At 51.8% G+C, this 24014-nt stretch carries 20 protein-coding genes; 13 read left to right on the top strand and 7 right to left on the bottom strand.

Translation table 11 applies throughout. From position 1 onward, the window contains the following. Positions 1 to 261: 261 nt before the first annotated feature. A complete protein-coding gene (gene glnS, locus AB1N33_RS01565; RefSeq protein ID WP_411269767.1) occupies positions 262 to 1929 on the top strand; it encodes a glutamine--tRNA ligase in 1668 nt (555 codons plus the stop codon). A 39-nt stretch (positions 1930 to 1968) separates the two neighbouring features. On the opposite strand, the gene AB1N33_RS01570 is transcribed toward glnS, so the two are convergent. Continuing rightward, positions 1969 to 2712, bottom strand: coding sequence for a YciK family oxidoreductase (locus tag AB1N33_RS01570; RefSeq protein WP_411269768.1), 744 nt, complete (start codon positions 2710 to 2712; stop codon positions 1969 to 1971). A 319-nt stretch (positions 2713 to 3031) separates the two neighbouring features. Between AB1N33_RS01570 and AB1N33_RS01575 the strand changes: the two genes are divergently transcribed. The 4 genes from AB1N33_RS01575 (at position 3032) to AB1N33_RS01590 (ending at position 10094) form a co-directional block, all read left to right on the top strand. Further along, positions 3032 to 5632, top strand: a complete 2601-nt coding sequence (locus AB1N33_RS01575) for a VolA/Pla-1 family phospholipase (protein WP_411269769.1) — start codon at positions 3032 to 3034, stop codon at positions 5630 to 5632. A gap of 218 nt (positions 5633 to 5850) precedes the next feature. Then, the gene (locus tag AB1N33_RS01580; protein ID WP_411269975.1) at positions 5851 to 8367 is read left to right on the top strand and encodes an acylase; all 2517 of its coding nucleotides are present in this window, start codon (positions 5851 to 5853) and stop codon (positions 8365 to 8367) included. Between the two features lie 77 nt (positions 8368 to 8444). Further along, entirely contained in the window at positions 8445 to 9464 is a 1020-nt protein-coding gene (gene sohB, locus AB1N33_RS01585; RefSeq protein WP_411269976.1) for a protease SohB, read from the top strand. A 9-nt stretch (positions 9465 to 9473) separates the two neighbouring features. Then, entirely contained in the window at positions 9474 to 10094 is a 621-nt protein-coding gene (locus tag AB1N33_RS01590) for a TetR/AcrR family transcriptional regulator (RefSeq protein WP_411269770.1), read from the top strand. A 51-nt stretch (positions 10095 to 10145) separates the two neighbouring features. On the opposite strand, the gene AB1N33_RS01595 is transcribed toward AB1N33_RS01590, so the two are convergent. Continuing rightward, on the bottom strand, positions 10146 to 10487 hold the full coding sequence (locus AB1N33_RS01595; RefSeq protein WP_411269771.1) for a hypothetical protein: 342 nt from the start codon (positions 10485 to 10487) through the stop codon (positions 10146 to 10148). An 87-nt stretch (positions 10488 to 10574) separates the two neighbouring features. Here AB1N33_RS01595 and AB1N33_RS01600 point away from each other — a divergent pair, with 87 nt between their 5' ends. Together AB1N33_RS01600 and AB1N33_RS01605 are read left to right on the top strand one after the other, a co-directional pair. Continuing rightward, complete coding sequence (locus tag AB1N33_RS01600; protein ID WP_411269772.1) at positions 10575 to 11336, top strand: Nif3-like dinuclear metal center hexameric protein; 762 nt, start codon at positions 10575 to 10577, stop codon at positions 11334 to 11336. 5 nt (positions 11337 to 11341) lie between these two features. Continuing rightward, complete coding sequence (locus AB1N33_RS01605) at positions 11342 to 12094, top strand: methyltransferase domain-containing protein (protein ID WP_411269773.1); 753 nt, start codon at positions 11342 to 11344, stop codon at positions 12092 to 12094. A 20-nt stretch (positions 12095 to 12114) separates the two neighbouring features. On the opposite strand, the gene AB1N33_RS01610 is transcribed toward AB1N33_RS01605, so the two are convergent. Together AB1N33_RS01610 and AB1N33_RS01615 are read right to left on the bottom strand one after the other, a co-directional pair. Beyond that, a complete protein-coding gene (locus tag AB1N33_RS01610; protein ID WP_411269774.1) occupies positions 12115 to 13104 on the bottom strand; it encodes a 2-hydroxyacid dehydrogenase in 990 nt (329 codons plus the stop codon). A 3-nt stretch (positions 13105 to 13107) separates the two neighbouring features. Beyond that, the gene (locus AB1N33_RS01615; protein WP_411269775.1) at positions 13108 to 13593 is read right to left on the bottom strand and encodes a glutathione peroxidase; all 486 of its coding nucleotides are present in this window, start codon (positions 13591 to 13593) and stop codon (positions 13108 to 13110) included. A 112-nt stretch (positions 13594 to 13705) separates the two neighbouring features. Here AB1N33_RS01615 and AB1N33_RS01620 point away from each other — a divergent pair, with 112 nt between their 5' ends. After that, positions 13706 to 14563, top strand: coding sequence for an NAD(P)-dependent oxidoreductase (locus tag AB1N33_RS01620; protein ID WP_411269776.1), 858 nt, complete (start codon positions 13706 to 13708; stop codon positions 14561 to 14563). Here AB1N33_RS01620 and AB1N33_RS01625 read toward each other — a convergent pair. Further along, the gene (locus tag AB1N33_RS01625; protein ID WP_411269777.1) at positions 14535 to 16223 is read right to left on the bottom strand and encodes a response regulator; all 1689 of its coding nucleotides are present in this window, start codon (positions 16221 to 16223) and stop codon (positions 14535 to 14537) included. The two genes, AB1N33_RS01620 and AB1N33_RS01625, sit on opposite strands and share 29 nt — an antisense overlap. A gap of 279 nt (positions 16224 to 16502) precedes the next feature. Here AB1N33_RS01625 and AB1N33_RS01630 point away from each other — a divergent pair, with 279 nt between their 5' ends. The 5 genes from AB1N33_RS01630 (at position 16503) to AB1N33_RS01650 (ending at position 22136) form a co-directional block, all read left to right on the top strand. After that, entirely contained in the window at positions 16503 to 17996 is a 1494-nt protein-coding gene (locus AB1N33_RS01630; RefSeq protein WP_411269778.1) for a CoA-acylating methylmalonate-semialdehyde dehydrogenase, read from the top strand. A 14-nt stretch (positions 17997 to 18010) separates the two neighbouring features. Next, on the top strand, positions 18011 to 19165 hold the full coding sequence (locus tag AB1N33_RS01635) for an acyl-CoA dehydrogenase family protein (RefSeq protein WP_411269779.1): 1155 nt from the start codon (positions 18011 to 18013) through the stop codon (positions 19163 to 19165). 16 nt (positions 19166 to 19181) lie between these two features. Beyond that, a complete protein-coding gene (locus tag AB1N33_RS01640) occupies positions 19182 to 20318 on the top strand; it encodes an enoyl-CoA hydratase/isomerase family protein (protein WP_411269780.1) in 1137 nt (378 codons plus the stop codon). Beyond that, the gene (gene mmsB / locus AB1N33_RS01645; protein ID WP_411269781.1) at positions 20315 to 21202 is read left to right on the top strand and encodes a 3-hydroxyisobutyrate dehydrogenase; all 888 of its coding nucleotides are present in this window, start codon (positions 20315 to 20317) and stop codon (positions 21200 to 21202) included. The genes AB1N33_RS01640 and mmsB overlap by 4 nt, the downstream gene beginning before the upstream one ends. A gap of 112 nt (positions 21203 to 21314) precedes the next feature. After that, positions 21315 to 22136 (top strand): putative RNA methyltransferase, encoded by an 822-nt coding sequence (locus tag AB1N33_RS01650; protein ID WP_411269782.1) that lies wholly within the window; start codon positions 21315 to 21317, stop codon positions 22134 to 22136. An 8-nt stretch (positions 22137 to 22144) separates the two neighbouring features. On the opposite strand, the gene AB1N33_RS01655 is transcribed toward AB1N33_RS01650, so the two are convergent. Both AB1N33_RS01655 and AB1N33_RS01660 read right to left on the bottom strand, forming a co-directional pair. Beyond that, positions 22145 to 23668: a DUF3413 domain-containing protein gene (locus AB1N33_RS01655; protein ID WP_411269783.1), complete on the bottom strand. Its 1524-nt coding sequence runs from the start codon at positions 23666 to 23668 to the stop codon at positions 22145 to 22147. Positions 23669 to 23677: 9 nt separating this feature from the next. Then, entirely contained in the window at positions 23678 to 23893 is a 216-nt protein-coding gene (locus tag AB1N33_RS01660; protein WP_411269784.1) for a YejL family protein, read from the bottom strand. Between the last annotated feature and the right edge of the window lie 121 nt (positions 23894 to 24014).

Raw genomic sequence — 24014 nt, forward strand, 5'->3', positions numbered from 1 at the left:
TGCAAGACGGCGCGGGCCGTCACTGGCGTTTTGTCAGGGTAAAAACCACACGGTGACGCCGACTTCAAAAAGCAGATTATCACAGTTTTAAAACATCATGATATTGTCCGTGTAATATTACGCAGCCATCCATTATGCTATGGCGCTTATTTACGCAGTCGCGTCATAAAAATAAAGAAAACATAGTTGTCATAAAACGGTCGGTGCTATAATCGCCGGCCGTATACGGCTTAGATACAGATAAAAAAGGGGAATTCGCGAATGGCCGAGACCGAACATCGTCCGACCAATTTTATTCGTCAGATCATCGACAAAGACCTGGCTTCTGGTCTTCATGACACCATTAAAACGCGCTTTCCGCCCGAGCCCAATGGTTACCTGCACATTGGACATGCAAAATCCATCTGTCTGAATTTTGGTATTGCTGAAGATTATCAGGGCACCTGTAATTTACGCTTTGACGATACCAACCCGGCAAAAGAAGACATTTTGTTTGTTAACTCAATCAAAGAAGATGTGCACTGGCTGGGCTTTGAATGGTCTGGAGAAGCGCGTTATTCCTCGGACTATTTTGATCAGTTGCACGCTTATGCGAATGAGCTGATTGATAAAGGTCTGGCCTACGTTGACTTTTCCACCCAGGAAACCATGCGTGAAATGCGTGGCACACTGAAAACGCCGGGCACCAACAGCCCGTACCGTGACACCAGTGTTGACACCAACAAAGCGGAATTCGCCAAGATGACCGCGGGTGAATACAAAGAAGGCGAGTGTAGCCTGCGCGCGAAAATCGACATGAGCTCACCGTTCATGTGCATGCGCGACCCGGTAATTTACCGCGTGAAGCATGCTCATCATCACCAGACCGGGGATAAATGGTGTGTTTATCCTATGTATGATTTTACTCATTGTATTTCTGATGCGATTGAGGGAATTACGCACTCGTTATGTACCCTGGAGTTTCAGGATAACCGCCGTCTGTATGACTGGGTGATCGAGAACATTTCGATTGACTGTACGCCGCACCAGTATGAATTCTCACGCCTGAATCTGGAGTATACGGTACTCAGTAAACGGAAGCTGATCCAACTGGTGGAAGAACAGCATGTCAGCGGGTGGGATGATCCGCGTATGCCAACCATTGCGGGATTGCGCCGTCGTGGCTATACCCCGGCTTCAATTCGTGAGTTCTGTAAGCGTATCGGTGTCACCAAAATGGACAACATGGTGGAAATGTCCATGCTGGAAGCCTGCATCCGCGATGATCTTAACGTCAACGCGCCGCGCGCGATGGCCGTGCTCGATCCGATTAAGCTGGTCATTGAAAACTACCCGCAGGACAGCAGTGAAACGCTGGTAGCGCCGAATCATCCCAGTGATGAATCAATGGGAACGCGCACGCTCAGCTTCGGTCGCGAAATATGGATTGAAGCAGAAGACTTCCGTGAGGAAGCAAACAAAAAATTCAAACGTCTGGTGCTCGATAAAGAAGTCCGCCTGCGTAATGCCTATGTCGTTAAAGCCAATCGCGTAGAAAAGGACAGCGACGGCAATGTCACAACCGTTTACTGCACCTACGATCCGGACACCCTGGGTAAAGACCCGGCGGATGGCAGAAAAGTAAAAGGCGTCATCCACTGGGTGGATGCTGCGACAGGGCAACCCGCTGAATTCCGTTTGTATGATCGTCTTTTCACTGTCCCTAATCCGGCTGGCGAGGATGACTTCACTGCGGTGATTAATCCACAGTCACTGGAGGTGCGTCAGGGATGGGTTGAGCCTGGTCTGGCTCAGCGCAAGCCTGAAGCAGGGGCATGGCAGTTTGAGCGTACCGGCTATTTCTGCCTGGACAGTGATAGCAGCGATGACAAACTGGTATTCAACCGTACCGTTGGTCTGCGCGACACCTGGGCGAAAATCGGCGAATAAGGAATAAGGGCGTTGCCGCCACCGGCGGCACACGCTTTTTTATTTCGGCTGGCAGTCTAAAGACTGGCCGGTTACGCCGGCGCTGTCTGGCCCCATCAGGTACAGATACAGTGGCATAATATCGGCTGGCGTTTTCAGTGTTTCCGGATCTTCTGCCGGAAACGCCTGGGCACGCATGTGCGTGCGTGTCGCGCCTGGATTGATACAGTTAAAGCGCACGTCTTTGTTTCGGTATTCATCTGCCAGGGTTTGCATCACGCCCTCAGTGGCAAACTTTGAGACCGCATAAGTACCCCAAAAACTTCTTCCTTTTCTGCCAACACTGGACGTGGTAAATACCACCGACGCGCCTGGCGTCTGTTCAAGCAGAGGAAGCAGTGCTTGCGTCATGTAAACCGCACCATTCAGGTTAACCTGCATAACCCGCTGCCACTCCTCGGCCGCAATATCCTTAAAGCTGCTCAGGTGACCAAGAACCGACGCGTTATGGATTACCCCGTCGAGACGTCCAAACTGATCTCTGATGGTATCTGCCATGCCCTGGTAGTGAGCGGGTGTAGCGCCTTCCAGATCCAACGGAACAATCGCGGGCTCCGGCGAACCGGCCGTCATAATCTCATCGTAAACGCGTTCCAGCTTGCTTACCGTTCTGCCAAGCAGAATAACCGTCGCGCCATGAGCGGCGAAGGTTTTTGCGGCTTCAGCACCAATGCCGTCACCCGCGCCGGTAACCAGAATGACCTTGTCGCTGAGTAAATCGGGGGAAGCCTGATAGTTATTCATATGTGCAATCCTCAGGTAACACCAGTGAGGAATAAGTTCCCCGATGGTGATAGATTTCGCAGCCCGAAATGATACCGAGTCCTGACGGTAAGTGAAACTCAGTATTGAAAAAAATGCCTTGAGAAAAAATTGCTTACATGCGGTTAACAAACCTTTGCAAAGTTGCAACAAAGTCAATAAGATTGGTCTATGCTCAACTGGTCTAACATGTTTAAAACGCGTTAGTGTTCACACGTTATGCGCTTGACCAACGACTGCAGGTTCCAGCCCGGACGGGTTTTAAACAAAGAATAAAAACAATGTTTTTGAGGGAGAAAGAATGAGAAAACTACTATTGAGTACCAGTGTCGCGGTTGCACTGGGGCTAACAGGATGTGGCGGTTCGAACGAGACGCTCGATGACATCCAGGCGGAAACGCCGGTGGAAACCCCCATTTCTCGTGTTGTCTTCGACCCGGGTGCCGGAAATCTGAATATCCCAAATGATCTCCTTATGCTTCCTGGAGATGACGGTTTCTTTGATTACACTCTGAATATTCCTGTTGCAGATCCTGATGATTTCGGTGATCCACAAAATGCACTGAATGTGCTGGACGGCTGGTCTACACAGCATCCTTTCGTAATTGAAATTGATACGCCGGCGGGTGTGTCCCTTGATGCATCGACACTGCCTGGTGGTGTGCATCTTTATGAAGCAACACTGGGTCTGAACCAGTCTGATCCGGACTGTGCGTCAGCAGAAATTCCGTCATCGGGCTGTAAGGTGGGCGATAAGCTGGCATATGGCGTCGACTTTGTCGCTTCACTGGTAGATGGCGACACCATTTCTGTTGTTCCGCTGAAGCCGTTCAAACCCGCCCAGGGCTATATGCTGGTGGTGACGTCTGATCTGAAAGACACCAGCGGTAAAGCGGTGCGCGGTTCTACCACCTGGGACCTGGTCAGCCAGGACATCAATACGCAACCTTTATCGTCAGAAAGCCAGCTGCTGATTCAGCAACTGGTCAATTCGTTCATTAATCCGCTGGTTGGTGCCGGCCTTGAGCGTGACAGCATTTCTTACGCGGCTGCGTTTACAACTCAGTCTACCGGGATTGCGCTCGATACCATCAAGAAAGTCATGGTTGCAGAATTTGCTCAGCGTGCTGCTGCCGGTGACCCGTCAGCAGGGGAAGCCCTGCCGCTGATCATTGCAGGCGATGCCACCGACGATCCTAACGCCATGGAAAAACTGAATCTGGTAAACAGTGATGTGGTTGCCGGGGCGGTTCAACAGGGCATTGCGAACTTACCTCCGGAAGCGGCGCCTCTGATCCCGGTTATCGAGGCGACTGATTTCAGAGCGCTGGAAACCTGTGATGGTCTGCTTGGCACCGTATCGGGTGCACTGGCCGGTGTATGGGGTCCTGTGAATGACTTCGCTGTTGCGGTCTCAACCGGTATTCTTGGACAGGCCGGGCCGTTCTGTGCGGCAAATCGTTACGAGGGTAGCATTGACCTGCCTTATTTCCTCGGTGTGCCTAGCGCAGAAAATCCGCTGGCACCAGTGAACCGCTTCTGGCAGGCGGCCTGTGACAGTGGCATTGTGCTGGCAGGTGCACCTCAGGAAGCGCTCGCAGCAGCGACGCCGGGCCCTAATGATGCGATGTGTCAGCAGCTGGGTCTGCGCGATCTGCGTATTAACGATGAACCGCTGGATAAAGACCGTAACATTACCCGCTTCAACCCGTATCCGCAGCCTACTGGCGGCAACATGGGTACTGAATCGCTGGATGTACAGATTACCGTACCGAATGTGGCTGTTGCTACCGCACTGGGTTTCCCTATTGAGAAGCCTGAAGCTGGCTGGCCGGTAGTGATTCTTGCGCACGCTATCACCAGTAAGAAAGAAGACATGCTGGCCATCACAGGTACGCTGTCACTGGCGGGTATTGCGTCTGTGGCGATTGACCACCCGTTACACGGCAGCCGTGGTTATGACCTGAACGGTGACAGTGTGGACGATCTCAATGCGTCAACCGTCAGTGCGACGCACTACATGAACCTGGCAAGCCTGCCAACAGCCCGTGACAACCTGCGTCAGAGTGTCTCTGATCTGCTGGGTCTGCGTCTGGGTCTGAACGCTGTGGTTGATACTACCGCTAGTCAGGCGCTGGATTTTGACCTGTCACGTGTTTCTCTGATGGGTGTGTCACTGGGGGCGATGACAGGCGGTAATGCAACAGCTATTGCCAATACCTCTATGGGTGGCGACCTGGCAGCACTGGATGGCATGTTTGCTATCAAGCAGGCGTCGCTGGAATCACCAGGAGGTGGCACAGCGCAGTTCCTGCTTGAATCTCCGTCGTTTGGTCCTCTGATTAAAGGCCTGTTGTTGTCTGAATCTTCAGATGCGTTCAACGCGTTCCTTGAAGCGCAGTATGAAACAACAGACGTGTCTGAGGCTGAGCTGGTACAGGCAGTGGGTATCTTCCTGGATAATGCGACAGATGCACAGTTAGCGCAGATCAACGCCGTGTTCTCACAGTTCGCGTTTGCAGCTCAAACGGCACTCGATGCAGGCGATCCGAATAACTACGCAAAAACCCTTGGCGAGACAACGCCAGTGCATATGATGACGGTAGTCGGTGATGGTGGTGAGAACCTGCCTGATCAGACTATTCCGGTGTCTACTGCGCTGCCGCTGGCCGGTCAGCTGGGTTATGCAGGTATCGTTGGTCTTGAGCAGGTAAGCAGTACTGTGACCAGCACTGATCCAATCAGTGGTCATGTCTGGTTTACCAGTGGTGAACACGCATCCAGCCTGAGCCCGGCGGCGGATCCTGCTGTGACTGAGGAAATGCAGCGTGAAGTTGCCGGATACGTTGCATCTGATGCGCGTGTTCTTCCTATCACTAACGAGGATGTTGTCGCTAACTAAGCGCAGTGTTATCTCACTGAAAAAGCCGGCAACCACGTTTGCCGGCTTTTTTTATGCGACGAATTCGCCGTCACTGGTTTGTCACCCTCTTAATGTTAATGTATTGTTAATTGGTCGGATCTGTTCCTGGTGTTGAGGGAGGATGTACAACGCCCACAGTTCGATTACTTAACTCTAATGATGAGGGACTATGCGTGAAGAATAAAACCTTAAAAGCGTTGGCAGGACGCTCTCTGTTAACCGCCAGTGTTCTGCTTGCACTAGGGGGGTGTGGCGGAAATGATAATGACTTTGAGAATGTCAGCACACCGTCGCCAACAACGCCAACCACACCGACCACACCTGAACCTGCACCACCGATTACCGCCTTTGATCCGGACGGTACGCTGGATGCCGAAATAACCTGGACTACCTACGGCGTACCCCATGTTAAAGCCGATAACCTTGAGAGTATGTCATACGGCGTAGGCTACGCGTTCGCAAAAGATAACCTGTGCATCCTGGCCGATCAGATCATTAAATATAATTCTGAGCGGGCCAAGTATTTTGGGCCGGATATGCAGCCGGGCAGTGGTGACTCAGCCCACCTGATTAATGATTTTGGTTTTTTGACCGTCGGTATTCGTGAACTTGCAGAGGATAATCTTGCGCGCTTGTCCGCCAATACCCGTGCGATGTTACAGGGTTACACCGCGGGCTATAACCGTTACCTGAGCGATACGCCTGAAGATGAACAGGACCAGGCCTGCGCAGGCCAGCCCTGGGTACAGCCCATCGATTCTGTTGACTTGCTGACATACGCGTTAGGTGTCGCCTTGCTGCCGGGCGCAGCAAACTTTCTTGGCCCCATGTTTTTGGCAGCGCCTGAAGGGGTAAGCTATCTGCCAACACCGGCCGCAGACCCGGGAGCGCCAGGCGGGCTCTCGCCGGTGCCGGAAATTAACCCGACCATTACCTTACCTGAAAGAAACCCTCAGGAAATGGGTTCAAACGGCTGGGGGCTGGGCAGTGATAAAACCACGAATGGAAAGGGGATGGTACTGGGAAATCCACATTTCCCGCATACCGGTAATCTCAGATTCTGGCAGTTCCATGCACAGGTTCCCGGCTACCTGAATGTCACCGGCAGCTCACTGATGGGCCTGCCCGGCGCGGTGAACATAGGTTTTAACGAACATGTTGCCTGGACTCATACCTTTTCAACAGCAGAGCATTTTGTGGTGTATCAGCTGGATATGGATGAGGATGATGGGCAGCAATTAACCCACATGGTGGACGGGACGCCGCGTAAAATTTATGCCAAGCCTATGAGCATTGAAGTTGCGGTTGCACCGGGCACCACCATCACACTGAATAAAACCAGCTATTACACCAATTACGGGCCAATGATTAAGGTGCCCGGCGCGTTTGGCTGGGACAATGAGGAAGCCTACGCTATTAAAGACGCGAACCTGCCGAACTTCGATATTATCGATCACTGGCTCGCGATGAACATGGCGACTTCGATGGATGAATTTAAGCAGGCGTTCAAAGACTATGATGGTGTGATTTTCAACAATACCATGGCGGCGTCTGCGGACGGGCAGGTGTTCTATATTGATGACTCTACCGTGCCAAATCTGACCGCCACGGCGATTGAAGAGCTGACCACAAACCCGTTACTGATTGGGGCAAAACAACAGGCTGGATTCACTGTCTTGCCCGGCTTTTTGTCCGCCTTTGACTTTAACGGTCCGGTTCCTTATGACGAGGCACCTAAGTATGAGGGGACTGACTCGGTACAGAACTCGAATGACAGTTTCTGGCTGACCAATCTGGACTCGCCAATTACCGGGGTTTCACCGCTGTACGGCAGAACGGATTATCAACAGACATTGCGTTCCAGAATGGGGCAGAAATTCATCGAAATGGAAGCTGGCAGTGACAATACGTTTACTCAGGAAGAGGTGGAAAGTCTGTTGCTGAGCAACCGCAGTTATCTGGCTGAAGACATTCTGCCGTCTGTGCTGGCAATGTGTCAGTCACAGGGAGACTCGCCGGTGGATGTAGAAGGCGACATGGTGGATATTTCGGATGCCTGTGCGGCACTGGCTACCTGGGATGGAACCATGAATGCAGACAGTGTGGGTGCCCATGTATTCCGTGAGTTTGCTTTCCAGTTCAACAATGATCCTCAATGGGAAGTACCGTTTGACTTGGCATCGCCAGTCACCACACCACGTGGCCTGTTGCAGAATGAGACAACCCTTACGCAGTTTGCGCGCGCTGTGCAGGTGCTTGAGCAGGCTGGTGTCGCACCGGATCTGGCATTTGGCGAAGTGCAGTTTGTTGAGCGTAGTTTACCGGATGGTTCTGCGTCAGGTGTGAAACTGCCGTGGGCCGGAGCACACAATATTGAGGGCGGCTTTAACGTCTTTAACATTGTCCCGGGCAACAATGGTACCCTGTTGCCACGCCACACGTATTCGCCGCTCTCAGGCACAATTATGAGCGCGGATGCGAAGGGCTATCACATTAACTATGGCAGCAGCTGGATGATGGTGATTAGCTTTACGGATGACGGTCCGGTAGGGCGCGGAATACTGAGTTATTCCCAGTCACGGGTGTATGGTTCAGAGCACTTCCTCGATCAGACTCAGCTGTACTCAGATGGTCCGACGTTACGCGATATTTTGTTTACTGATCAGGAGATTGCCGACAATACCATCGCGCAAATGCAACTGACGTCAGAGTAAATGGTCGTGGTTAATCAATAAAAATGGTATAAAAGGACCTGATTTTTCAGGTCCTTTTTGTTTTGGGAGATGCAGTGTTGGAGTTTTTATACGAATACGGACTTTTTCTTGCGAAGGCAGTCACAATAGTCCTGGCGGTTGTGTTGGTAGTCGCGGCGATTGCGGGCGCTGCGAGCAAGCAAAAGCAGGGGAAAGGTCATCTCGACATTCAGTCGCTGTCCGACCAGCTAAAAGATATTACGCACTACGCACGCCACGTATTGCTTGATAAAGCAGCATTTAAAAAGCTCGCGAAGCAGCAGAAAAAAGAAGAAAAAACCAAGCAGAAACAACCTGATGAAAATGCAACCCGCCTTTTTGTTATTGATTTCAAAGGGTCAATGGATGCGTCTGAAGTGGAAACGCTGCGGGAGGAAATCACGGCCATTCTGATGGTTGCCAACAAACAGGACGAGGTATTGGTCAGGCTGGAGAGCGGCGGTGGTGTTGTTCATGGCTATGGCCTGGCAGCCTCTCAGCTGCAACGCATTAAAGACAATGGACTGACGCTGACGGTTGCGGTGGATAAGGTGGCTGCCAGCGGAGGCTATATGATGGCCTGTGTGGCAGATAAACTGCTGGCCGCGCGGTTTGCTTATATCGGTTCTATCGGGGTGCTGGCGCAGTTGCCAAACTTTAACAAGCTGCTGAAAAAGAATGATATCGAATTTGAGCAGCATACCGCCGGGGAATACAAGCGCACGCTGACGCTGTTTGGTGAAAACAATGACGAAGGCCGCAAAAAATTTAAAGAGGAAATAGAAGAGATCCACACCCTGTTTAAAGATTTCGTTCATGAGCACCGCAGCGGTATGGATATTGATAAAGTCGCGACAGGCGAGTTCTGGCCTGGTATTAAAGCCAAGGAACTGGGACTTGTGGACGACATCATGACCTCGGACGACTACATTTTGTCGAATTACCCTGAGCGCGAAATTTTCAGTGTGAAATATACCTACCGTAAAAATGTTGCGGAAAAACTGGGTATGTCTGCGGCCATTGCGGTTGAACGCGCGTTCATGAAGGTCTGGACCAAGGCAGAGAACTGGATCAGATAACCCAACACCATGGCGAAACATACAAAGCAGGCCATTCTGGATGCAGCTCAGGTGTTATTTGCTGAGCAGGGGTTTAATCAGACGTCAATGCGCACCATCACTGCGCTTGCGTCTGTCAATCTGGCATCCGTCAATTACCACTTTGGCAGCAAGAAAAACCTGATTCAGGCCGTGTTTAAGCGGTACTTTGATTCGCTGATGCCTGCTATCGACCGGGTGCTGGAACCGCTTGAACCTCAGCAGGGCGCCGCCGGGCTTCATGCCATGCTCAATCAGCTTATCCCGCCTTTTCTTGCACTCAATCAGGTCAGTGAGAACGGTACGGCGATTTTTGTCCAGTTACTCGGGCGTGGCTACAGCGAAACGCAGGGCCACCTTCGTCGTTTTATTATGAATGACTACGGTAAGACGATAAGAAAACTGGTGGCTACCATCGGTCAGTGTTTACCGCACCTGAGTAACGAGGTGGTATTCTGGCGACTTCATTTTGCCATGGGCAGCTTCGTGTTTTCTATGGCATCCAGTCAGGCGCTGGCTGAGATTGCCGCGTCAGATTTCCATAAACAGGTTGAGATTGAAGATGTGATCCGTCAGCTTGTGCCATTTGTGTCTGAGGGAATGGCGGGATAGATCGGGAGTAAGAGCAAGGCCACGATAGTGTGGCCCTGAGAGTACGGAAAATCAGCGAGGCAACGTGGCGTTTGGATCGTTGGCCTGCAGTTTTTCTGCGTAGAAGGCCTTAACAGAGAAGCCTGACGCTTTTTTGCTTTTGGCTTTTTTCGCAGGGGCCGCTTTCTTCGGCTTTTCTGCTTTCGCTGGCGCAGCAGCTTTCTTTTCGGCTTTAGCACTGCCAGCACCCTGTAATTCGGCTGTCATTTCTTCAAGCTGTGCAATGCGAATATTTTTTCCACCATCTACACTATACCAGCCACTTTTTGCCTCAATCACGGGCGTTTTACCGTGCGCTTTTTGGTATGCTTTGGTGAATTCCTCGATTACCTGGTCTTTATCAACTTTACTCATTTTTGGAACTCTTATTGGTAAAAAGAAAACATTTCAATGTTTTTATAACGTTTTACATACAAAATGTCTAATTTTCCCGGAGGAACTGTGACGATCGACACCCAAACCCTGCACGCTCACCTTAATGACTTTCTTCAGTGTAACGAGATCACTGACTACTGCCCGAATGGTTTGCAGGTCGAAGGACGCCAGTCAGTCTCGCGCATCGTTACCGGCGTGACAGCGACGCAGGCACTGATAGAAAAAGCCATTGAACTCAATGCTGATGCGTTGCTGGTCCACCATGGCTATTTCTGGAAAGGTGAAGACCAGACCATTACTGGTATGAAACAACGTCGTATTAAAGCATTGTTGTCGCATGGCATTAATCTGCTGGCGTATCATCTTCCGCTGGATGTCCATGCGCAGGTAGGCAATAACCGTCAGCTGGGCGAACGTCTTGGTGTCGAAAACATGCGCCCAATGGCGGCTGTCAAGCCGTTGGGTATTGTGTACCAGGGAGAATTTGCCGCTGGCCTGCAGCACAATGAGCTTGCCGAATTGCTGACCCGTCAGTTGTCCCGTTCACCGCTTAGTGAAGCCGTGATTGACCGTCCGATTAAAACCCTCGCGTGGTGTACCGGTGGCGGACAAGGGTTTATTGAACAGGCTGCTGCCGCCGGAGTGGATGCATTTGTTACCGGCGAAGTGTCTGAGCAAACCATTCATGTAGCCCGTGAAATGGGCATAGATTTCTTCAGTGCCGGCCATCACGCAACCGAACGGTATGGCGTAAAGGCGCTTGGCGACTACCTTGCTGAGTCGTTTGGACTGGATGTGACTTTCATTGATATCCCTAACCCGGCGTAACGCGTATGCAGACTCCTGATCAGGTTTTCGACGGTATTGCGGATAAGTTTGCCGACAATATCTATGGTACATCCAAAGGCCGGCTCCGGCATATTCTGCTGTGCGACGCGATTGCGCCCTGGTTACCCGAAACGCCGGCGCGAGTCGCGGAACTGGGCGGCGGTACAGGCGTCATGGCGCAGCATATTGCGTCACAGGGACATCAGGTGACGTTGTTTGATGCTTCAGATGATGTGCTGGTACACGCAAGGGAGATTGCGCGCGCTCAGCCTGGTATGCACGTTGTTCAGGCTAGGTTGCAGGATGTAACAACATTGGGCGATTACGATTTTATTGTCTGTCATGCTGTGCTTGAGTGGTTGTCAGCTCCGTATGAGGCCATTGAACACATCGCCAGTCAGATGCATGAGGGAATGCGTCTTAGTCTGAGTTTTTTTAACCGTGAGGCGGCATTGTTCAGTAATGCGCTGTACGGAAATTTCGACTATATCCGGCGGGGCATGAAGGTAAAAAACCAGGTTCGCCTTAATCCCCATTCGCCGTTACCGGTAAAAGCCGTGATGGCCGCATGTGAGTCAGCCGGCCTGCAAATTGTTGCGAAAACCGGGATCCGTTGTTTTCACGACTACCTCAGAGACAAGCAGCAGCAAACCGAGTGCTTTGATGACTTGCTGGCACTTGAGCGCCAGTATAATCAGCAGGAGCCGTATTTGTGGCTGGGGCGGTACTTTCATCTGATGCTTGAGCGCCAGGGATAGGCAGGGGGACAACTGGCCGCTCAGGTCAGCAGGTTGCCATTATCCTGCCCGTGGTGAACCGCCACTAAATTGTTGATCGTCGTGGTCGCAATTTCATCCAGCGCTTCCCGTGTAAAAAAGCCCTGATGGCCTGTAATCAACACATTATGGAAGCTTGCCAGACGCTGGAAGTCGTCATCCTGGATGATTTCCAGCGAATGGTCGCGGAAAAACAGCTCAGACTCCATTTCGTAGACATCCAGACCCAGATAACCTATTTTGCCGGTCTTTAAACCCGCAATGACGGCGCGCGTGTCAATCAGACCACCCCGGGATGTATTGATCAGCATCACGTTGTCCCGCATTTTGGCGATACTGTCGTGATTAATCATGTGATAGCTGTCTTCGGTTAACGGGCAATGCAGGCTGATGATGTGGCTGTCAGACAACAGCGTGTCCAGATCGGTAAAGGTAGCATGTTGCTTAAGGCTGTCATCGCTTACAAACGGGTCATAGCATACTACGCGGCAGCCAAACCCCTGAAGCAGCGACGCAGTTGCCATTCCAATGCGTCCTGCGCCGATAATACCGGCAGTTTTGCCGGCCATGGTAAACCCCATCAACCCTTCAATGGCAAAATTACCCTCCTTGACACGATTGTACGCCTTGTGGGTTTTTCGATTGAGTGTCAGCATCAGTGCCAGTGCATGTTCGGCGACCGTCTGCGGACTGTAGGCGGGGACCCGGGATACCCTGATGTCGCACTGCCTGGCGGCATCAAGGTCAACGTTATTATAACCGGCGCAGCGCAGGGCGATATGCTTAACACCTGCGTCTGCCAGCGCGGCGACGGTATCGTGGCTCACGTCGTCATTCACAAACACGCAAACCGCGTCGTAGCCTTTACAGGACGGCGCGGTTAACGGACTGAGTGGCTGGTCAATGAAAGTCAGGGTTACATTATCTGAACCGGTCGCCAGGTCGAATGACGTGCGGTCATACGACTTGGCGCTGAACATCGCGACGTGCATGAATTATCCGGCTTTCAGGAGCTGCTCAATTTTTTCGGCAATCGCAGAGGGCTTCGTCGCCGGACCAAAACGTTCTACGACTTCACCGTCACGGTTTACCAGAAATTTTGTGAAATTCCACTTTATGCGTTTACTGCCGAGAATACCGGGAGCTGCGTTTTTAAGCTCGACAAACAAAGGATGTGCGTTCTGTCCGTTGACGTCAATTTTACTGAATAATGGAAAGCTGACGCCAAAATTCATTTCGCAGAAGCTCTGAATATCTTCATCACTGCCGGGTTCCTGATGACCAAACTGATCGCAGGGAAACGCCAGGACGCTGAAGCCGTCTGGCTGATACTTGTCATATAACGCCTGCAGCTCTTTATACTGCGGCGTGAAGCCACATTTACTGGCGGTATTTACAATCAGTAAAACCTGACCTTTATAGTCTTCGAGTTGCTGAGGCTGGCCATTATTACGGGTTGCGGAATGAGAATAGAGTGTCATTGTTATTTTTTCTTCCTGTTGTTTAACTGAACAAGCTAGCAAAACCACAGCGTATCTCAATCATTTTTTGATAAGCTAGCAACATGACAAAAGACGCGGGTGAATAAACACAATGAAAAAAGTCAGTTTTCTTGGATTGGGTGTCATGGGATTTCCGATGGCGGGCCACGTTGCTGCCAATGGCCACGAGGTCACGGTGTACAACCGGACCTACCAGAAAGCCACACAATGGGCCGAAAAGCATCAGGGCCGGGCGGCTTCGACTATCGCTGACGCGGTCAGCGGCGCCGATCTGGTAATGATGTGCGTTGGTGATGACAACGACGTACTGATGGTGGCAGAGCAGGCTTTGTCGGCTATGCAGCCGGGCAGTGTTCTGATTGATCACACGACGGCCTCGGCAGTGGTTGCCAGACAACTCGATGCACAGGCAAAAGCTAAGGGCATTGGTTTTCTTGATGCCCCGGTGTCCGGCGGGCAGGCCGGCGCTGAGAACGGTATGCTCACCGTCATGGTAGGCGGAGATGAGGACACATTCGACAGGGCAAAGCCGGTGATTGACTGCTTTGCACGTCACAGTCAGCGACTGGGTGATGCCGGCAGCGGCCAACTGGCAAAAATGATGAACCAGATATGTATTGCCGGCATTGTCCAGGGGCTGGCTGAAGCACTGCATTTTGGTCAGCAAGCCGGCCTTGACTGCGCACAGGTGGTAGAAGTCATCAGTAAAGGTGCGGCGCAGTCATGGCAAATGGAAAACCGCGCGGCGACCATGCTTGAAGGAAAGTATGACTTTGGCTTTGCGGTTGACTGGATGCGCAAGGACCTGGCGATTGCGCTGGATGAGGCGAGAAGAAACGGCTCCACACTGGCGCTCACCGCACTGGTCGATCAGTATTATGCGGATGTGCAGAAATCCGGAGGCGGGCGCTGGGATACGTCTAGCCTGCTGACTCGTCTGCGGCGCTAGTTTCGGTCTCTGATGGCACTGGCTCGGAAGAATAATCGGGTTCTTCGGCGGTCAGTGCGTCAGCATTGGCATTAATGACCTGGGTCAGCCTGTTCAGTCGTTGGCGGTTATTGTCTGACATCGGTTTCTGACTGAGTAAATCGCGCAGCGAAAATACGGTGTAGCGCCGATAGGTAGGCGTGAGCGATTCTACCATGCAATGCAGCAGGTTAAGGCCAAATGCGGCGGTGTTATCGGCCATATCAAACGCGTCGTAAAACCGCTGCATGGCATTGATATAGTCTTTGATGACAAACAATGCCGTACCTTCTTCATTCAGCGTCAGTGCTTTATCCGCAGCAATGCCGATATTTTTCTCGCTTTCTTTAATCACGCTCTGGTTTAGCACCTGCTCTGAGATGGTAATGGCGCCGGCATTTTTCTTCTGGGCAATATCTAACAGGGCTTTCGCGGTTTCCTCATCGCCGGTGGCGTGGTGGACCTTAGCCGCGATGGCGAGTGTTGCCGGATCAGCCCGCTCCAGCCTGCGCGCGCTGTCAGTGTCTTCGATTAACTGACGGGCTTTATCCAGATCGTCTTCGAGTACTGCAGAGAAGGCGAGCAGATAATCCCGTTTTTGTATCAGCTGCGGGTCACTCTGGTTACGGCCCGCCACGCCAATCATGCGTCGGGCCTGGCTCAGGCTCTCGCTGCGATTGACCGTAGGATTTTCTTCCGCGATGCGCAGATAAAACTCTGCCAGTTCAAACGTAAACTCATTAAACCGATCTTTTGCAGAACGGTGCATGGCGCGCTTTTTCTGAAGCAAATCAATGGCGTCCAGTGTTCTGTCCTGTCGCTGGTAGGCGAGGGTTTTCATGCGTGTTGCAGGTACGCTCAACTCACTGAACCGAATATTGTCGAGGAAACGCTCGGTCTGACTGAATGCCTCTTCTTCAAATGCCATAGAGGCCAGCCATTCATAGGCACGGTCTCTGGCAAGGTCATTGGAAACCAGCGCGTGCAGGGTGTCGCGGCAAACCGGCCACTGCCCGGCGGCATGCTGACACTGAATTTTCCCCCATTGTGCCCACAACACTTTTTCTGATCGCACCAGTACGGAATCATACATTTTTGCGGAGTTCTCGGTATCGCCTGACTCAAACAACAAGCGTGCGTGCAATTTCAGAACATCCGACTGTAGGCGCGGGGGAACAGGATTATCACTGAGTCGCATCATGATGCGAAGGGCGGCCTGGAGATCATCAGCATCCAGCGCCCGTAATACATTAGCGACGAAATTACGGTAGGTGATGTAGTGGTCGAGATGGCGGCTCAGTGAGGCGATGGTATAGGGCTTTATGATCAGAATGTCCGGGTGGACGTCGATGATCCTGCCAATGGTCTGTGGCATTCGGTCAGAGGTGATGAAAATGACACCGGTACTGGGTTTAAGCAGGCCCGACTGACGCAGTTCGCGGATCCACTCGGCGCCGGTTTTTCCCTGGCCAAGATGGTAATCAATCAGTACCAGTTCAAAATGCTGCTTACGCAGGGCGGCTCGTAATTCCGCCCCCGTAGCAAAGCTGCTGACCTCAAAAATTCCCATCGGCAGCATGTGACTGCGTAAGGTTGTACGAGCGTTCGCGTTATCCTCTACTATTGCCAGTCGGTATTGCACATGCCACCTGTGATGTTTTTATCCTGAGTGGGGGTTACCCCTTATGAGGATTAAGCTTATCAGTCCCGCAGATAATGTACAGTAATCAGGGTATTGGTATTTATTCCTGCGTGTGTCTGTCCTGATTTATTGTCAGTTTGACTAACAGTGGTGGCGATCCATTTACTTTCTGTCACAATATATTTACAACAAAGGTGCTCAACTTTTTACTTTACGTTTACGTCAAGGGGAGTTATCAATTATTGTGCTCCCATTCTTTCAAGACAGCCAGAGGTCGCCATGAATAAGGTACCCTTATTAATTAACGGACAATTCGTCCAGTCTTCTACTACTGATTTTATCGATGTGACTAACCCCGCGGATAACAGCGTCATTGCTCAGGCGCCACGTGCGACCAGTGATGAAATGGAACAGGCGATTGCATCCGCACAGACCGCATTTGAAACCTGGAAGGATGTGCCGGTCACCGAACGCTCACGACTGATGATGCGTTATCAGGCACTGCTTAAAGAGCATCAGAAAGATATTGCGACCCTGTTAGCGTCAGAAACAGGAAAAACCTTTGACGACGCAATGGGCGACGTATGGCGTGGTATTGAAGTGGTTGAACAAGCCATGAATATTCCGTCACTGATGATGGGTGAGACGGTAGAAAACGTGGCCCGTGGGATTGATACCTACAGCTACATCCAGCCACTTGGTGTATGTGCCGGTATTACGCCGTTTAACTTCCCTGCGATGATTCCGTTGTGGATGTTTCCGATGGCCATTGCCTGCGGCAATACCTTTGTGCTTAAACCGTCAGAGCAGGATCCGATGACACCAATGCGTCTTGCCGAGCTGTTTAAAGAAGCAGGTGCGCCTGATGGTGTGCTGAACATTGTTCACGGTGGTAAAGAGCAGGTTGATCCGCTGCTGACTGATCCGCGCATTAAAGCGGTATCGTTTGTTGGTTCTGTACCGGTAGGTCAGTACATCTATAAAACGGCAACCGCAAACATGAAGCGTGCTCAGTGTTTCGCCGGCGCGAAGAACCACACGGTTATTATGCCTGACGCAAATAAAGAACACGTGCTGAATAACCTTGTTGGTGCGTCTGTCGGGGCCGCCGGTCAGCGTTGTATGGCAATTTCAGTTGCGGTGTTTGTGGGCGAAGCGCAAAATTGGATCCCTGAACTGGCTGAGCGCATCAGCAAAGTCCGTCCGGGACTGTGGAATGATAAAGAAGCCGGTTATGGACCGCTTATCAGCCCACAGGCAAAAGCGCGCGTCCTGTCGTTAATTGAACAGGGGAAAAAGGAAGGCGCAAACTGTCTGGTTGATGGTTCTGACTTCACGCTGGAAGGCTATGAGAACGGTAACTGGGTGGGTCCGACTGTATTCAGTGACGTCACCACGGATATGGCAATTTATAAAGAAGAGATCTTCGGACCGGTGCTGAGCTGCATGCACGCAGAGTCGCTTGAGCATGCGCTGGAGATTGTGAATGCCAACCCGTACGGTAACGGTACGTCAATCTTTACCAATAGCGGATCAGCCGCAAGAAAATACCAGCGTAATGTTGAAGTAGGTCAGGTGGGCATTAACATTCCGATCCCGGTACCACTGCCATTCTTCTCGTTCACTGGCTGGAAGAACAGCTTCTACGGCGACCTTCATGCTTATGGTAAGCAGGCTATCCGCTTCTACAGCGAAACCAAAACCATTACTTCACGCTGGCTGGAAGATGATATTCCGGGCGGTCCGAACATGACGATTTCACTAGATGGCTAAGTGTGGAAGAGACCATGAATTTTGAATTAACCGACGATCAAAAAGCCTTTGCTGAAACCGCACGTCAGTTTTCTGATCAGGCGCTGGCACCCTTTGCAGCAGAGTGGGACAGAACGCACCATTTTCCGGTAGAGGCGTTAAGACAAGCCGGCGAGCTTGGTTTTTGCGGGCTCTATACGCCGGAAGAGCAGGGCGGGCTTGGCTTGTCCCGTCTTGATTCATCCATCATTTTTGAGGAACTGGCACGCGGGTGTACTACCACCACTGCGATGCTGACCATCCACAACATGGCGACGTGGATGATTGCCACCTGGGGACAGGAAGAGGTCAAGGCCCGCTGGTGTCCGCAACTGGTCACCGGTGAAAAACTGGCGTCGTACTGTCTGACAGAGCCGGGTTCCGGCTCTGACGCGGCATCACTGAAAACCAGTGCAGTTGCCAGTGGCGATGGATACGTTATGAATGGCTCCAAGGTGTTTATTTCCGGGGCTGGCAGCACCGATGTACTGGTTGTGATGGCCCGTACCGGCGAGAAAGGCCCGGGTGGTGTTACTGCGTTCGCGGTACCTGCAGATGCGCCGGGGATCACCTACGGTAAGCCAGAAGAAAAAATGGGCTGGAATGCGCAGCCGACACGCATGATCACCTTTGAGGATGTGAAAATTGAGGCGTCATGGCGTCTTGGCGAGGAAGGACAGGGTTTCAAAATGGCGATGCAGGGGCTTGATGGCGGCCGCATCAATATTGCGACCTGTTCCGTTGGTACGGCACAGCAGGCACTGAATACCGCGCGAAACTACATGCAGGAGCGTGAGCAGTTTGGTAAACCCATCGCTGCGTTCCAGGCGTTGCAGTTCAAGCTCGCAGACATGGCGACCGAACTGGTTGCGGCGCGTCAGATGGTGCGTCTTGCCGCGGCCAAGCTTGATAACAATGACGCGGACAAAACCACGTACTGTGCTATGGCAAAACGCTTCGCGACCGACGTCGGCTTTAAAGTCTGTAACGAAGCACTGCAGCTTCATGGCGGTTATGGCTATATCAAAGAATATCCGCTTGAACGCCATATGCGTGATGTGCGTGTTCACCAGATCCTTGAAGGCACTAACGAAATTATGCGTGTCATTATCGGACGACGTCTAATCAGCGACGAGCGGGAAGTGCTCTGAGTAACGAGGAGGGTTAATGGCTCGGATTGAATCCAAAACGGACAAGGTATTGCTGGCAGAACATCAGGCAGGCGGCGGCAAGGTGATTGCCGTTGCAACACTGAACAAGCCGAAGGCACTGAACGCGCTCGATCTGGACATGGCTGAAGCACTGCTTGATGCGTTACGTCACTGGCAAACGCGAGACGATATCGCCTGTGTGGTGCTGAATGCTGAAGGCGAAAAAGCCTTCTGTGCGGGTGGAGATATCGTGTCGATGTTCAATGCGATGAAAGAAAGCCAGACGGGGATCCCGGATTTTCTGACGGACTTTTTTGCCTGCGAATATACCCTGGATTACACCATTCATACCTACCAAAAACCCATCGTGGTATGGGGCAGCGGTATTGTGATGGGTGGGGGCATGGGGCTCTTCACCGGTGCCAGTCATCGCGTGGTTACGCCCACTTCACGTCTGGCAATGCCGGAAATTACTATTGGTCTGTATCCGGACGTCGGCGGCAGCTATTTTCTGCCACGTCTGCCGGGACATACCGGACTGTTTCTGGGGTTAACCGGTGCCAATATTAATGCCGCTGATGCGCTGTATCTTGGCTGGGCAGATTTTGTCGCGGCTGACGACGCCAAAACGGCGCTGATTGATGCACTTGTCGCGCATGAATGGGAAGTCATTACGGATGTAGCGGAACAGGTGTCTGAGGTGATTAGTGGCCTTGCGCAGCCAGCGTTGCTTCCCCAGGGACAGGTTGAGGCAGTGCGCGAGGCGATTGATACTGCCTGTGAAGGGGAGTCTCTCAGCCAGATCTGTCAGCAGATCCAGGCGATGGATGCAGCGGGTAATACCTGGCTTGAGCGCGCGAAAGCAACCGCCGCCAAAGGTTCACCGATTACTGCTCACCTTGTCTATCAGCAGTGTTTACGCGGTAAAGGCATGTCATTACTTGGCTGTTTCGAGATGGAGCTGATCATGTCCTGCCGGTGTGGAGAATTTGGCGAGTTCCAGGAAGGCGTCAGAGCATTGCTGATTGACAAAGACAATGCGCCACAATGGCGTTATCCGAATGTTGAAAGCGTACCTGATGATGTGATCACGACCTTTTTCACATCACCCTGGGATGTGCATCCCCTTGCAGAACTGGAGAAACTGGCATGACATCAATAGCATTTATCGGGCTCGGTAATATGGGCGGGCCGATGGCGGAAAATCTGGTTAAAGCCGGTCACAAGGTGACCGTATTTGATTTGGTAAAAGCCAGTGTTGATGCCCTTAAAGCGTGTGGTGCCGATGCTGCTGAATCAGCGGCCGAGGCGGTAAAACATGCAGAGGTTGTCGTCACTATGTTACCGGCGGCAGCGCATGTTAAGGGACTGTATCTTGGTGACGAGGGCATCATTGCAGCCTCGTCCCCCGGCACCCTGTTTATCGACAGCAGTACCATTGACGCCGATACCGCAAAGCTGGTCGGCGAAGCCGCGATATCACAGGGGCGTGAGTTCGTTGATGCGCCTGTTTCCGGTGGCGTGGCTGGCGCGAAGGCGGGTACACTGACGTTCATTATGGGCGGTGCAGAACGTGCTGTTGCGCGAGCGCGTACGGTGCTGGCTGCGATGGGCAAGAACCTGTTTCATGCCGGTGATACCGGCGCCGGACAGGTAGCCAAAATCTGTAATAACATGCTGCTTGCCGTGCTCATGGCCGGGACATCAGAAGCGCTTCAGTTAGCCATCGACAATGGTCTGGATCCAAAAGTTATGTCTGACATCATGCTGGAGAGTTCGGGCTGTAACTGGACGTTGCAAAAATACAACCCGTGTCCGGGCGTGATGGAAGGGGTTCCGTCCTCTAATGACTATCAGGGCGGGTTTATGACCCGTCTGATGAATAAGGATCTGAACCTGGCCATGACCGCTGCGTCAATGAGTGATTCTGCAACGCCTATGGCTGCAGCTGCACAGGGCCTGTATAAGCTACACCTGCGTAATGGCAATGGTGATAAAGACTTTTCCAGTATCTTTACGCTGTTTTCAAAGCATTAAGTAGCACTGTGTGCAGTAACGGCGATGTCGTTGCTGCACCGTTATTTCTATATTTCGTTTTTCGTCTATCCTTTGCTACCATCCCGCCTCATTTTGCATTGGAGTCAGATCTATGTGGCAGTGCCCACTATGCCAGCACCCCCTGACAACTGAGACCACAATGGCGCGCTGTGAAAATGGCCATACCTTCGATCGTGCGCGCTCGGGCTACTTTAATCTGCTTCCTGTCCAGTTTAAAAAATCCCGCTCCCCGGGTGACGATAAAACCATGTTGACAGCACGTCGCCAGTTTCACTCGTCGGATGGCTATCTGCCACTTAAACGCGCGCTGCTTGATGCCATGGTTGCGCACTGGCCGGCTACGACCCCTGATGTACTGTTTGAAAGCGGCTGTGGCGAAGGCAGTTATCTGGCGTATCTTCGTGAAGGCCTTATTGAACGGGGGATCACCGTTTCGGGCGCCGGGTGTGATATTGCAAAGCCGGCGGTAGAGATGGCGTCAAAGGCATTCAGGGAAAATCAGTTCGTGGTTGCCAGTAACGTCAATCTGCCGGTTGCTGATGGCGCGGTGGGGGCGATGCTTCAGGTGTTTGCCCCTGGCAGTACAAAGGAATACCACCGGGTGATTGCCCCTGGCGGTCTGCTTATCACGGTCGATCCTGGTCCTGCACATCTGTCAGAGATAAAGCAACGGGTGTATCGTGAAGTGAGACCACACACGCCGCCTGACAGCGTGCGCGAGGGCTTTGTGCTGAAGGACACACAAACCGTCGGGTTTACCCTGAATTTTAGCAGTGAGGCACAGAAACAGGCGTTACTCACGATGACACCGTATTACTGGCGGGTGCCTGAGAACGATATGGCCACACGCTTTTGTGATTTAACGGCGGTGACGGCTGACTTTGTTATCCAGTTCTGGCAGCGTAATCCCTGAACGAGGCGCTATTGCGCCTCTGAAAAACGTGACAGGTGCTTAATAGCGCGGCTGAGCATATCAACATTCAGGTTGTCAGTGCTGCGGTTGTTGGTCGCAATGTCGGTAATTTCATAACTGCCGTTACTCAGTACATCTGTGCGTTTGCCATCATGAATTACCACCACGCGCTCACCCGACGTACTCACCAGCCAGTTACGGGTCGGCGACAGCAGGTTCTGTCCGGTCGAGTAATTTCTGACCGGTGCAGTACACCCCAGTGCGCCCAGAACGGTAGGAGCAATATCTTCAGTGCTGGCGATTTCGCCCTCAATGTCCAGATTTGACAGTAACTGACCACGGCTGGGCTCGCCACTGCCACTGAATCCTGACGCGATAATCAGCCCCTGTTCATCGGCGTCGGCACGCTGGAGATATTCACTGATTCGTGCACCAGGTAAAAAGCCGATTTGCAGCCCCTGCGCCTCTGACCGAAGCGGTTGGCGGTAATCGCTGAGTTGTCCAGGCATGATGCTGTCATCAACATGCACCAGCACGGGCAAGCCAAGCCCCGCGGGAAGAGCGAGCAGTACAGGGCGTTTGTTTTTCAGACTCTCCTGATAGATTTCAGGTACCCCGAACAGGGTGGTCATAACCAGCGCTTCCTGACTGGATGCGGTACTGAAATAGTTCGGCTGAACCCGAAGGTCGAATCGTCCTGCCGTTTCAACGGGCACGTCGTCGGTCTGGATAAGAACGGTGATGTTTTTGCTGGTATCTACGGAGCAATACACGGGTTCGGCAGGATAACGGACACCGTGTACCTGCGGATCAAACTGCAGTTGTTTGCGCTGCAGGTAGGCATCCATATCGAGCAGACCGTATCGCGACATTGTTGTTTTTGCTGTAGCCGGATAGGACAGTGGAAACATGTTGTCCTGCTTGATAATAGGTTGATACAACTGTGCATCGGCCCAAACATGAATGGCATGGCTGGTAACAAAACACATCACAAAAAACGACGCCACCGGGATCCCGACCTTATGCTGGCTGAAGCGTTCCACCCGTTTCCAGATTGCATTGGCAAGCACCAGCTGAAAACCCAGCCAGACAACAAATAACAACAGTAAAAAGGCCCATTGTTGCCAGCTTAGCTGGCTGATTTGTATTGCTGCATCGCCGCGAAGCAAATCAGCAGAATTACTGTTCAGATGAAATCCTGTGCGGTTAAACAGCAGCGCATCAAATGCCAGTAAAGCGAGACCAACCGCGGCCACAATGGACGCGACAGCTTTTATAACGCGGGGATTGGATACCAGGTAACACAGCGGCAGTATAAAAATGACGAAACCGAAGAAGGTCATAAAGCCAATATGACCAAACCAGTTTGTCATCATGTACAACGAGCCCAGCGCTGAGCCTGGCAAGGGCGATGAAAAAACAAAAATTGAGGCAATAATTATGGCAATTGCAATATTGACCAGGGCGAACCAGTGGCCCCAGCTGACCAGTTTGGTAACCCGCTGGCGGCGGGGAGACTCCGCTAAAATCATGATAATCCGTTACTTCGTGATGCTTTTCTTTAACACGGATGCAAATTGCTCAGCCATGGCCTCACGTTGTGCAGCGGGCACCTGTGTATTGATAATGTGGGTAATGGCATTGCCAAGTACCATCAGCGACAGATCACGATCTGCATTATTGTCGTCCAGAATATACAGAACACGGTTCATCAGCGCTTCAAATTCGTCGTTAGCATAGCGACTTTGTTGGGGCATTGTGACGCCTCTTCGAATAGTTTCTTATAAAAAGAATGGTTTTCAGTTTAAAATGATTATAATCGTTGTTTGAGTGATAACAATCATTCATTCTAAAATCCCCGCTTCGCAGTCTTATTTC

Origin of the sequence: Alteromonas nitratireducens (assembly GCF_040812025.1) — a bacterium.
GTDB classification, from domain to species: Bacteria; Pseudomonadota; Gammaproteobacteria; order Enterobacterales; family Alteromonadaceae; genus Alteromonas; species Alteromonas nitratireducens.

Coding starts and splice junctions, on each gene's coding strand:
- AB1N33_RS01655 (WP_411269783.1), bottom strand. CDS start 23,668: ATGATTTTAGCGGAGTCTCCCCGCCGCCAGCGGGTTACCAAACTGGTC.
- AB1N33_RS01575 (WP_411269769.1), top strand. CDS start 3,032: ATGAGAAAACTACTATTGAGTACCAGTGTCGCGGTTGCACTGGGGCTA.
- AB1N33_RS01630 (WP_411269778.1), top strand. CDS start 16,503: ATGAATAAGGTACCCTTATTAATTAACGGACAATTCGTCCAGTCTTCT.
- AB1N33_RS01660 (WP_411269784.1), bottom strand. CDS start 23,893: ATGCCCCAACAAAGTCGCTATGCTAACGACGAATTTGAAGCGCTGATG.
- AB1N33_RS01615 (WP_411269775.1), bottom strand. CDS start 13,593: ATGACACTCTATTCTCATTCCGCAACCCGTAATAATGGCCAGCCTCAG.
- mmsB (WP_411269781.1), top strand. CDS start 20,315: ATGACATCAATAGCATTTATCGGGCTCGGTAATATGGGCGGGCCGATG.
- AB1N33_RS01650 (WP_411269782.1), top strand. CDS start 21,315: ATGTGGCAGTGCCCACTATGCCAGCACCCCCTGACAACTGAGACCACA.
- AB1N33_RS01590 (WP_411269770.1), top strand. CDS start 9,474: ATGGCGAAACATACAAAGCAGGCCATTCTGGATGCAGCTCAGGTGTTA.
- AB1N33_RS01595 (WP_411269771.1), bottom strand. CDS start 10,487: ATGAGTAAAGTTGATAAAGACCAGGTAATCGAGGAATTCACCAAAGCA.
- AB1N33_RS01620 (WP_411269776.1), top strand. CDS start 13,706: ATGAAAAAAGTCAGTTTTCTTGGATTGGGTGTCATGGGATTTCCGATG.
- AB1N33_RS01635 (WP_411269779.1), top strand. CDS start 18,011: ATGAATTTTGAATTAACCGACGATCAAAAAGCCTTTGCTGAAACCGCA.
- AB1N33_RS01640 (WP_411269780.1), top strand. CDS start 19,182: ATGGCTCGGATTGAATCCAAAACGGACAAGGTATTGCTGGCAGAACAT.
- glnS (WP_411269767.1), top strand. CDS start 262: ATGGCCGAGACCGAACATCGTCCGACCAATTTTATTCGTCAGATCATC.
- AB1N33_RS01605 (WP_411269773.1), top strand. CDS start 11,342: ATGCAGACTCCTGATCAGGTTTTCGACGGTATTGCGGATAAGTTTGCC.
- AB1N33_RS01570 (WP_411269768.1), bottom strand. CDS start 2,712: ATGAATAACTATCAGGCTTCCCCCGATTTACTCAGCGACAAGGTCATT.
- AB1N33_RS01610 (WP_411269774.1), bottom strand. CDS start 13,104: ATGCACGTCGCGATGTTCAGCGCCAAGTCGTATGACCGCACGTCATTC.